The 12,019-nt window shown below is 61.2% G+C and carries 3 protein-coding genes; all 3 read right to left on the bottom strand.

Annotated features, from left to right (window positions below):
* Positions 1-157: 157 nt before the first annotated feature.
* The 3 genes from Mal15_RS22230 to Mal15_RS22220 all read right to left on the bottom strand — a co-directional run bounded on the left by Mal15_RS22230 (position 158) and on the right by Mal15_RS22220 (position 12,011).
* Complete coding sequence (locus tag Mal15_RS22230) at positions 158-1,192, bottom strand: 4Fe-4S dicluster domain-containing protein (RefSeq protein ID WP_147869779.1); 1,035 nt, start codon at positions 1,190-1,192, stop codon at positions 158-160.
* A 4-nt stretch (positions 1,193-1,196) separates the two neighbouring features.
* Entirely contained in the window at positions 1,197-4,157 is a 2,961-nt protein-coding gene (purL, locus tag Mal15_RS22225) for a phosphoribosylformylglycinamidine synthase subunit PurL (RefSeq protein WP_147869778.1), read from the bottom strand.
* A gap of 168 nt (positions 4,158-4,325) precedes the next feature.
* Positions 4,326-12,011 carry a tetratricopeptide repeat protein gene (locus Mal15_RS22220; RefSeq protein ID WP_147869777.1) on the bottom strand — a complete coding sequence of 2,562 codons (7,686 nt, stop codon included), beginning with the start codon at positions 12,009-12,011 and terminating at the stop codon, positions 4,326-4,328.
* Positions 12,012-12,019: the final 8 nt, after the last annotated feature.

Genomic DNA, 12,019 nt, shown 5'->3' with positions numbered 1-12,019 from the left:
GAAATTGAGCCTTTGCAAAAACTTGTCGTCGGACTCGCCGCTAACGCTGTCGCAAACGTGCGGCGAATGGAGTGAGAAGTCGAAACTTTAGTCTACACGTTTCGATGACCGTCGTTGCAAACGGTTCCGCACGCTGAAGGCGATCTCCCCCGATGGGCTACAGATCCAGCTCGTCCAGCGAATCGATCAAACGATCCAGGTCGTCTTTGGGTTGAGCCGTCAAGTCCTGCTGACGGCGCTGCAGTTGCTCATCGATCCCGACGGCGGTTCGACCGGCCAACAGCAATTGTTCGTCGCGTTCTCGGGCGGCCGTTGCGATCGCATCGTCACCCCCATCGGGAGCGCCGAACAACTTCGACAGGTCGATCTTGAACCCTTCGCTGCCACCCGTTTCGGCGCCCGCGATCGCGGGCGCTTTATGTTGAGGGAAAATGATCGCGTTTTCCGGGCACACTCGACTGCACGCCGGGCACCCTTTGCGACAGTTGTCGGGTTGTTCGACAAGAATCGTTTCGGCCGCATCGACCCCATAGACGCCGAACAGACAAAAGTCGACGCACTCCATGCAGTTGGTACAGCGGCTGAAATCGATCACCGGGTACCAGCGGCGGGACGTCGTTTCGTCGACCTGGACGATCTGGCCGCCGACGATCGGCAACGAAGTCTCGCCGGCCGACGATGCGTCGTCGGCGCCCCTGTCCGAGGCGTCTTCCCCGAGTACCAGACCACGAATCGCGTCGGTGAACCGTTCCAGACTCTGCTCGGCCTTTAAATCGATGCAGTGGATTTGACGCTTCGGGCGGGGATACAAATCGGCAACGCGATCGACATCCGACGCGGCCGGCTCAGTCGATTCGTCGTCTTCGTCTTCGGCGTCACCGATTGCCACCGGAACGAATTGCCCGCGGACGCCATTTCGATCGAGCACCCAATGTGCCGCCCGGGGAAAGATCCATGAAACGACGATCAGATTCCCTTCCAGCTCGGACAGCTTCTGAAGCGACTCGCCGCCCTTGGGTAAATCGTACAGGTGCGGCACCACCAACACCTCGGTGCCCTCGAGCACCGACGCCGCATCGGCGATGGACTGTTCCAGCGAGCGTTTGGCGGGATTGCGGGATTGTCCGCGAGAAACCACCACCGTCCAGGTCGGCGTTGTTGTCGAATCGGATTGCGAGCTGGGAGAGATCATCCGGTTACCAGTCGAGTGGTTTTTGCCAAGCGTCTTTGGCCGCCGCGATTTCGATGTCCAGCACGGTGGCACCGGATCGCGTGACGGTCAGTTTTCCGTTCTCGGTTATTGTACCTACTCGAGCCGCCTGGACGCCGTGGGCGTAAAAGATCGGGGTGAACTGATCCACCAAATCCACCGGCAATTCGACCAGGAACCGCGAATTGGATTCGCTGAACAGTAGCGACGTGTCGGACAGCCCCTCGGCGGAGATTTCTGCGACCGCGTCCAAATCCAGCTCCATGCCCAAGCCGCCGGCCATCGCCATTTCCGTCGCCGCGACGGCCAAGCCGCCCTCGCTGAGGTCGTGACAGGCTCGCAGCATCCGCGCCGAAATCGCTTCGTGAACCGCAGCAAACGTCGCCTTGGCCACCGGGACGTCGACCGTCGGGACGCTGCCACCGGAACGGTTTTCGCTCAAACAATAATGTGACCCGCCCAGTTCGTCTTTGGTCGTTCCGATCAGGAAGACCGCATTGCCCGACTCCTTGGCGTCCATCGTCACGGCCAGCGAGACGTCGGCGATCTGGCCCATCGCGCTGATCAGCAAACTTGGCGGGATCGAAATGGTTTGCTTTTCGCCACCATCGTCGAAGTAGCTGAATTCGTTGTTCAAGCTGTCCTTGCCGCTGACGAACGGGGTGCCCAGCGCGACGGCGACGTCCTGGCAGGCGATCGCGGCGCGAACCAGCGAGCCGAGCGTTTCGGGGCGATCGGTGTACCCCCAACAGAAGTTGTCCAGGATCGCGATCTTGCTTGGGTCCGCACCGACCGCCACGGCATTCCGCATCGCTTCGTCGATCGCCGACGCGGCCATGTGATAGGTGTCGAAGTCGCCGTAGTGCGGGTTCATGCCACAGGAAATCACCAGCCCGCGAGTGCTGGAAAGCAGCGGACGAATCACGGCGGCATCGCCGGGGCCGTCACATTGCGGTCCGACCAGCGGCTTGACGACGCTGCCGCCTTGGACCTCGTGGTCGTACTGGCGGATGACCCAATGTTTGCTGGCGACGTTCAAACTGGACAGGATTTTCAACAGCGTCTGTTGATGCGTTTCCGCCGAAACGGACGTGGGCAGATCCAGCGGCTCGGCGGCCGGCGGATCGTACACGGCGTCGCGGATCACCGGCGGGCGTCCGTCGTGCAAGAATTGCATCGAGACGTTGCCGACCGTTTCGCCGTGGTAGGTCAGGTGCAACTGCCCGGTCGGTTTGAACTCGCCCAGGATCGCCGCCTCCACGCCTTCGCTCTCGCACAGCTCACGCAGCTCATCCCACTTTGCCCGCGGCACGGCCAGCACCATCCGCTCCTGGGCCTCGGAGATCCAGATTTCGGTGTAGGACAAACCGTCGTACTTCAGCGGTGCCTTCTCCAACCAAACCTCCGCACCGACGTCTTCGCCCATTTCGCCGACGGCGCTGGAAAATCCGCCAGCCCCACAATCGGTCACGGCGTTGTAAAGTCCGCGATCGCGGGCCTGCATCAAGACGTCCAAGACCATCTTTTCGGTGATCGCGTTGCCGATCTGTACCGCACCGCCGGACAAGGATTCCGATTCGCTGGTCAATTCCGCCGAGCTGAACGTCGCGCCGTGGATTCCGTCGCGTCCGGTTCGGCCCCCGATCGAAACGATCAGATCGTTCGGGTGAACTTGCTTGTCTTCCATGCCGACGGGAATCATGCCGACGTTGCCGGCGTAAACCAGCGGGTTGCCCAAGTAACGTTTGTCGAAATAAACCGCGCCGTTGACCGTCGGAATGCCCATTCGGTTGCCATAGTCACGCACCCCGGCGACGACACCCTTCATCACACGTCGCGGGTGCAACACGCCCGGCGGAAGCTGGTCGGCCGGCGTGTCCGGCGGGGCGAAACAAAACACATCGGTGTTGCATACCGGTTTGGCCCCCATGCCGGTTCCCATCGGATCGCGGATCACCCCGCCGATTCCGGTGTTGGCACCGCCATAGGGCTCCAGTGCCGAGGGGTGATTGTGCGTTTCGACTTTGAAACAGGCGTGAAAATCATCGTCAAAGGTCACCACACCTGCGTTGTCTTTGAACACGCTGACGCACCAATCGTCGTCGCCCAAGCTCTTGCGGATCGATTGCGTGGCCGCAAAGATCGTCTCCTTGAGCATGTTGTCATACTGTCGTTCGTCACCGCCGGGCGTTCCGTCGGCGCCGACACCGCGGTAATGAATCCGTCCGGCCAACGTCTTGTGGCTGCAGTGCTCCGACCAGGTCTGCGCGATCGTCTCCAGTTCGATGTCGGTCGGATCGCGATTGAGCGAAACGAAGTGGTCCCGAATCGTCTGCATTTCGACCAACGTCAAATACAGCTGGCCCTCGCGAGAGAGCGTTTCCAGTTCGTCGTCGCTCAGACTGCGGATCGGGACGCGGACGAGTTCAAAGTCATACGCCGTGCCGACATCCAGCTGGTCCATTTCCAGCGGCCCGGCGACGACTTGTTCGATCGAGTCGTTGGACAGCGCGCGGCGGCAAATCGTTTGGAACGTCGGCTCGTCCACACCGCTGATCCAGTACTTCCGCATCGTGCGGACCGATTGCACGTCGAACCCGCAATCCCGCGCCGCACCGATCGTGCTGGCCGCGACCGGGTCCATCACGCCGGGTTTGGGCAGCACATTGACCAGCCGGATGTCGCCGGATTCGGCCGGCGGCTGACTCAACACCGCATCACCGGCGACCGCCACGACCGTCCGCTCGGTCACCGAATCGGCCAACAACTGCTGGGCGATCTGCTCGGCCTGGTCGCCGTCGATCTCACCCTGGACCAAGAAACCGCGGGCGAAAACGACCGGAACGTCGTCACCGATGCCCAACTCATGAATTTCCTCGCTGGTGCGGGCGCCCTCGCGGTCGATCTCGTTCTCGGCGGGATAAATGTCAATCTGCCACAGCGGCATCGTCGTGTCCTGGTGCGGGAAAAAATTGCGGTGCGGGAGGAAAACTCCCGCATGCGGAGAAGTGTATCGAAATCGGTGGCGGTTGCCGAGAACCGGCGGATCCCCGACCGCATCCCATCCGTGGGTTCGCGCTGCCATCCGTGGGTTTCTTCGGTTCCCCAAGCCCAGCTAACCGCCACCCCCACCAAAAATCCACGTTTTGAGCACATCGAGTGGCTGGTTCAAAGCGTTCTCAGAATCAGCGTGCCCCGCCGCTTGCTCCGTCCCGGCGAGCACCTTGTCGCGAATCCGCCGCGCGATCTCGCGGTGTCGGCCGGCGGTGTAGCTGTCCGACTGGATCAACCGCTCGGTGCGTGCGAACAATTCGGTCACCCGCGCATAGGTCTGCGGTGTGACGCGGTCCTTCGCTGCAACCAGCGGCGCCAAAGTACGAACCATCAGGTCGACCAGGTCGCTTTTCTGAAACGATTCTTGCTGGGTCTGCGACGAGATGCTGCTCATCTGGGGAGGCTTCGTCGCCAGCACCTTGGCACTCGGCAAGCTTTCGTCCACGGCCTGGGCAAACCGATCCAGCGCCTCGGCCAACACCTCGTTGTCGCCAGCGGCAAGAGCGGCATCGACCATGACACTCGCGGCGACCTTTTTGTCCGCCACCGACTCCATGCGCGACGCGATCAACTGGATCAGCGAGTCCGACGTGCCGGCGATGGCGGCGGTGTGTGCCATCGCAATCGAAACCGACTGGGGCCTCAGGTCATCATCGCTGGAATAATTGTCATAGCTTGTCCGCGACGCGATCCGTCTGGCATAGGGGTACACCATCCCAGGTTGACCAGGTGGCAGGACGACGTCGCGGAGGGCTTGATCGAGTGCCAACCAAACATCAGCGTCGACCGTGTCGCGGTCCGCGTCCCTGTCAAATTCGGGTTCCTGTCGACCGAGTTTTTCACCGGTCGCGTCGGAATACAAGTTGATCAACTCAAGCAATCGAGCCGTCAAATCGTCCGTCCCGTCATCGGCGGGCACCGATTGGACGTTTTGGTTTTGATTGATCGCAAACGCGTCCGCGGCGACCGCAACTCGGCTGTGCGGTGGCCCATCTCGGAGTGCCAATTTCAGCGCCCTGGCGGAGGTCTGGATCTGGCCACGCTTGGCTGCAATGATTGCGATCTTAAAACAAGCGTCGAAGTAAGTCGTCCTCTGCGTCTGCCCCGACTCGAACGCATTCTCCATCGAATCCAAGAATGCGTTCAGCGACGCCTCGTCGTCACCGCCCAACGAAGCGACCGCCAGATCAAGCCCCGGTTGGTGATGCTTGGTCGCGACCAGACGTAGGTACTCACCCAGATCCTTTGCAATCCGCCGTGCCACGTCGAAATCGCTCTGGGAAGCCGCCGCGGCAACAACGAACAACTCCGCCAACGGCTTTAACAACACTGACTCGGTCGTGACCTGCAACGCCGCTTCGTCAGGAAGCCGGTCGGTCAGTTCTTCGGCCAACGAATCCAGGTCATCGGGCCGTATTTTGAGCGCGAGTAATAGCTGTGCCGCAGGAATCGACCAATCCTTGGGTCGCTGGAGTGAATGTGCCTGCAGCAAATCGAACAGTGACGTCATAGCCGCTCGACCGTCGTCCGATCCGACTGCCGAATCGATCGCGATCTGCAGTCCCGATTTGGCATCCCCACCGAGAACCATCTCCAGCGGCAAATCCAACAAGCGGATCGCAAGTTCATCCTTGCAGTCCAGGAACGATTCGCCGAGCAAGTTCAAGTACTCGACCGACGACTCGGTCGTGATCTTCTTGGCATATTGCTCGGCCGTTTGTTCGGCCTTTTCTAGCGACAATCCGCCGCCCCAACGTTTCGCTTTGGCGAACCGGTCGGGCATGGCGACCAATCGTTGCTGAATGATCAGTGCGTCGATCGGATACCCGATGCCGTCCAACTTCTCGGCGATCGACAGGTAGGACTGGATGTCTTGGTAGTCGCCATAACCGGGATTGTGCAAGTTGTCGGATGAATGATCCGTCTTCTCGTATGCGTACAGCAGAAACGTCCTGGCCCGGGCATTTTGACCGTCCTCTGCCAGGGCATCGACCAATCGTGCCCCGACGGAAAACCGCATATCGGTCATCGAGACACTCGGGTCGCGTCCGGCGGCTTCATAGATCGAAACCAACAGAGCGGTCTTGTCGTTGATCTCGGACACCGACTCCAGAGCCTGGCCGCCCTGCCACAGCAATCCACCGCTGATGGCCGGTTGGAACGAACCGCCGGACACGGTGGCGGCGACGGCGGGCTCCATCAATTCCACAATCGACTCGATCGCAGCGCTGCGTTTTTCATCGTCGGCGACATCGACCAGCGCCGCCAAAAAGGCTGCCGTCGGCGCGGTCGCTTCGTTCTGCAGGGCTTTGGCAACCGCCTCATCGAATCGCTCGCGCGCCTCAGCGTCACTGCGGAGCAATGATAAGATGTCCTTCAACGGCCCGTTTGCCGTGCCACCGGACGACCGGCTGGTGACCCGCCACGTCGACGACGTTGCCGTGAAAGCGTCATCACCGCAGACGACGTCGATCATCGCCTGACGGATCTCGGGAATTTTCTCTCGTTCGGTCGCGGGGATGTTTCGGATGTAGCGATAAAAATCTTGCTTGACCTGCGAATTCTTCAACGCGTGGGCGACGAATTTTCGCTTCGCATCGGTGAACGCTTTTCGCCGCCCGACGTTGATCAGATTGTCGTACCGGTAGCTCTGGATCGACTCGGGATCAAACTCGGTCAATCGTCGAAACATCGCATCGGTGTCACCGCCACGATCCGCCGCGCGGGTCAAGTCGTAAACATGTCGACTGAGCAATTGCGGGTCCTTTTCGAAAGCATCGAGATACAGTTCGGTGGCCTCCGTGTATTGCTTGGCTTTGTAGAGTGCCGCGGCGCGGGCGATCAACTGTCGCGGATCGTTGGGTTTGGATTTCGCGATCTCGCCCCACAAGTCCTGCGCATCCGATTGCCGGCCAGCCGCGGTGTAAAGTTCCGCCAATTCGATGCGGGCACGAACCGAAGCCGGTGCGGATGCGACGCGACGTTGGGCTTGTTCGATCAGCGGATCGAGCCGCTTGGCGTTTTGCAGGATCGACACGGCTTGCTGGCGGTAGTACGCAAGATTGCTGGTCGAAGCGCGCCCGCTACTGAGCTTGCGCAGCAGCGTGTAGGCGACCTCCGCGGAGGCTTCTTGCTCGTCGTTGGCCAGGAAGGCCTGCGCGATTTGCAATTCGGTTCGTTCATCGCGGGCGCGACCGCCGCGCAGCCGACGCAGCACGGCGGCGACCTTTTCGGGCATCCCCAGACGGCGGAGCTGGTCGGCCAGCGCCAGCTGCGTTCGGCTGTCCATCCGCATCCCGAACAAACGCTCGGCCGCCTGCCTGGCACGTTCAACGTCCCCAAGCTGCGACGCCAGATTCATCGCCGCCATCTCTTTGCGAACCAACATGCCGCTGTCGAGCGGATCGAACGAATCGAGCAACGACAGGGCCAGGCGAGGTTGTGCCAATTCGCTCGCCAATCGTGCCTGTTCGATCCGCAAGTCGACGTCGTCCGGAAACTCTCGGCTCAATCGCTCGATGCGGTCATAACACTCCTCAGGCCGCTGCGTCCACCAATAGGCAAACGCGGCCAGGACCCGGCGGACCTTTTGTTCTCGAATCGGTGCATCGCCAGGTGACCGGTCCAGGTGTTCGAGCACCTCGTCGGTCAAGTTCAACCCGCGCGGCTGGCCGCTTTCTGGACCGGACAAAAGACTCGACAGCTCGTTGACGACTTGCTGGCTCAGCAAGTCCGTTGACAGCGGTGCTTTGACTTGGAACGAATAATAACTGCGTTGCGCGCTGCGAACGTAGGTGCTGATCGTGCCGTCGGACAATGTCGTGCTGCGACGTGCCGCTGTCATGTTGTTCTTGATCGCTTGTGCCAGAACGGCGTCAAGAATCGCAAACCGATGCCGATCGACGAATTCGGCACCGTGGGGGCCGGCGGTCGCCAAATGTCCGGCGGTCCCGGTGACGCTGCTTGACGACGCTGATCTTCCGCTCCCGTCGCCGCGAACGGCCGGCATCAGACGATTGACCAGTGTGTCGGCCTGGTCGACCTGGTCGAGGTTCAAATAGTAGGCGATCGCCCTAATCAGTTCGTTCAACGAGGCATCGGCAGCGGGTTCCTTGAGCGCGTACTGCTTCGCCCGCGCCGTGTCGCCCGTTCGCTCGAAATGACGGGACAAGATCACGCGATAATCCGACAGGGTTGACCAGGCAGCGGAGTTGCCGCCGGCCGTGGCGTCTGCCAACGCCTGCTCGTACAGCTTGACCACCAACTGGACCTGTGACTCCGTGAGCGCTACACCGGACTTGTCAGCGGCCGGCGTCTCGTCGTTGGCCTTCGATTGCGCCGCCGACCGGATCTTGCCCATCAACATGCTTCGCAAATAGGTTGCGCCGTCTTTGGGATCCAACTCGGCCAGTCGCCAGTTCAGTTTTTCGGTGAGGGCTGATTCGGCCTCGCTGCTGGAAGTCGACGATGACGTCAGGTAGCCGAGGATCGACTGGAGTGCCCGGTGTTCCCAGATCACGGCGGCGTCACGGATCTGTTCGACCGCCGGAAGTGAAACCGTCTGATCGATCAGCGTCTCCATTTTCGATCTGGCTTCGTCGTCCGGAAAACGTTTGGCGATCGCGACCATTTCGACCGCCGTGGCGAGCACACGGGCGTGACCGAAGGACGACGGATCGACCGTCGTGTAGCTGTTAGCAGAACTTGAATAGTTTCCGCTGGCATAGCGACCGAGCCGATAGCCGCGCGCCAGTGCGTAGGAGCTGCTGGTCCAGCGACGTGGACTGGTGTCGTAACCGGTGGGCCGGGCCGCACTGCCGCCTGACTGCTTTCGCGCCGCCGGCGGCAAGGCATCCAACGGCACCTCCTGCTGCCGGATCTCCCGGGCCAAATCGATCGCGCGGCGATGCGGTTCGGGATACGATTCCTCTTGTGCGTTTTCCGGTTCGCCGTCCCCACGCTCATGCAGCAGCAACTGGGCCAGCATCAGTTTCACGTCCCACAAGGCGGGGTCGCGTCGAACGGCTTCTTCACAAATCGCGATCGCCGTCGGACGATCCCCGCGTCGAACGGCCGAGCGGATCATTGCCCCCAGTCGTGCCGGGTCGGAACTGAGTGAAATTCGGTCGCTGAGCGCCGTCTTGATGTCGATCAGGTCGGCGTCGAGCTGTAGCTGGACCAGTTTGAAACGGTTTTCCGGGGTGTCGGCCAGCGCGACGATGCGTTCTTGAAACTCGGCCGCGGTGGCAACGTCATCGGCCGCGTCGCTTAAACGGACCATGGTCTCCAGCAGTGAAACATCGCGTGGCTGGCCGGCCAGCAGCGGATCGATGGCTTGCCGCGCCGCGCCGTAGTCCTGGACCGCCTCATGAGCCGCCGAAATCATCAACTGGACCGTTCGCGCATCGACGTCGTCGCGTGCCATCTGGTCGATTCGCCCGACAAGCGTGTCCAATTCATTCTGTCGGTCATACAAGGGGGCCAGCTGTTTGACCAACGCGATTCGGTCGTCGGCTTTCGATTCGTAGCGCATCGCCTGCCAATACAACTCGATCGCCTCTTCGGTGCGATAGCGGTCGGCGAAAGCGGAGGCCAGCATCCGGCGTGGAGCGTTGTCGCGGGGCGCGATGTTCATCGCACGCCGCAGCGCCGTGATCGCCTGGTCGTCGCGTCCGGCGCGGAATGCCAGCCGCGCCATGAATTGATACGATTCCGGGCTTGCCGGGTTTGCGTCGATCAACGCATCACACGTCTCCATCGCCTGATCGACCTGCCCCAAACGCATTTGCAATTGGGCGACCCGCTGCAGATAGTTCGTTTGAAAGCGGACCTCGACACGAGCCAGCGTTTGGAACGACGCGACAGCCTCGGCAAATCGATTTTGCGCCTCGGCGATCTCCGCGGTCACCAACAACACCCTCGGATCATCGGGTTGCTTTTTGACCGCGTCGCGAATGGCCACCTCGGCATCCGCCCATTGTCCGGCGGCGGCATGCATCATCGCCAGGGTCCGCAGGTTCTCGGCCGTCGGTGGCTCGGCCTCCAGCGAGGCGATTTGTTGTGGCAGTGTTCCGGCTTCCTGGTAGGTCGCGATGCGATCCTTTAGCAACTGTTCATGCTCGTCGGGAGTCTCGGCGATCGTTTCGGCCGCGTCCAGTCGCGCGATCGCTTCGTCGTACAGCGCCGCGTCGCGCAAACGACGTGCGAATCGTAATTCTTGGGGGAATGTGAGATTCAATTCGGCGGCCTCGCGCCATGCCTCCATCGCACGATCGTCTTCTTTGAACGTCGAAAAGACCTCTGCAAGACGGACCAGCGAATCGCGATTGCGACGGTCTCCTTCGGCGATCGACAGCCATGTTTGGATCGCTTCGTCCTTTCGGTCCAGACGATGCAGGTATTCGCCCAGATACTCGCGGTACTGCGGCGAATCGGGATCGACGGCGATGGCTTGTTCGTACAAGCCGATGGCATCGTCCTTGCGATCGATCCCGCGCAAGCGATCGGCGATCTGCGACAACACGACGGCGTCGTCTTGCCGGCGATCGGCCAAGCGTCGCCAAACACCTGCGGCGGCGGCACGTCTCTCAGCGAGCGGCCGCGAATCGTCTTGCAACAGAGTCTGTCCCCAGCGGAGCAACAGATCGGGGTTGTCGGGATCTTTTTCCGCTAGCGATTTGAACTGTTCGGCGGCGGCAGCGATGTCTCCCTTGCTGACCAAGACATCGATCAACGCCAGCCGCACGTTCGCGTCGTCCGGCGCTCGCTGGATTGCTTGGGCCAACGTTTCTGCGGCTTCGTCGATCCGGCCGGCGGACACCAGGATTCGCCCCAAGCGAATTTGCATCGCCAGGTCGTCTTCGGATTCGGCAAGCTTTTCGTTGTAGTAGTTTGCCAGGGCGTCGTAGTCACCGGATTTTAGGAACCCGGCTTCGATCCGATTTCGGACGTCACTGTACAACCAGCTTCCCGGACGCAGCCGAGCCAGGATGGCCTCCAGAGCTCGCGTGCACTCGTCGGTCTGCCCGAGTCGCCGGCGCATTTCGGCGGCCTGGATCGCGAACGCGATCTTGTCATCATCTTTTCGGGCCGTCTTGGCAAGCGATTCGAATCGTTGCAATGCTGCGCGGACGTTTCCTTCGTCCGCCAACGTGCTGGCGATTTGCCCGCCGACACGCGCATCGCCGGGAAACAGCGATTCCAGTTTTTGCCAGACCCGAAGCGCTTTTTCGTTTTGGCCGGCGCGGCTGTAGATGCGTCCCAGTTCGGTGAAGATGGGAAGCGCTTCGTTGCGAGCCGGTTTGCGCTCGATCGCGCGTTCGATCGCCGCGGCGGCCTTTTCCGTTTGACCGATGGCAAGCAGGGACCGTCCCAGGTAGTAGCTGCTGGCGTAGTCGTCTTCCTGCAGCGATTCTGCTTTGGCAAATGCCTCTGCCGCCAGGGCGTGGCGACCGCGCTGGGATTGCAGCAGGCCCAGAATCATCCGTTTCCGACCGGCATCGGGGGCGTCATCGGGAACGTCCAATGAGTCGATAAAATCATCCAACGACCCGTTTTGCACATGGAACCCGTAAACGCGATTCAGTGCCGTTCCAGGCCGCGGCCGCCGCAACAACACCTGCAGAAACCTCTCGGCGGTCGCGCGTTCTTGTTCGGAAACCGTGGGGGATTGGTCATCGGTGGTCTCCTGCGCACCGGCCGAGCGTTCCCAACAGGATCCCAAGCCGAGCAAGGTGGCAAAACACACGAAAAACC

Source organism: Stieleria maiorica (genome assembly GCF_008035925.1).
In the GTDB taxonomy this organism is placed as follows: Bacteria; Planctomycetota; Planctomycetia; order Pirellulales; family Pirellulaceae; genus Stieleria; species Stieleria maiorica.
The sequence above is the reverse complement of the archived record's forward strand: the minus strand, read 5'-3'. Positions and strand labels throughout refer to the sequence as shown.

Coding starts and splice junctions, on each gene's coding strand:
- Mal15_RS22230 (WP_147869779.1), bottom strand. CDS start 1,192: ATGATCTCTCCCAGCTCGCAATCCGATTCGACAACAACGCCGACCTGG.
- purL (WP_147869778.1), bottom strand. CDS start 4,157: ATGCCGCTGTGGCAGATTGACATTTATCCCGCCGAGAACGAGATCGAC.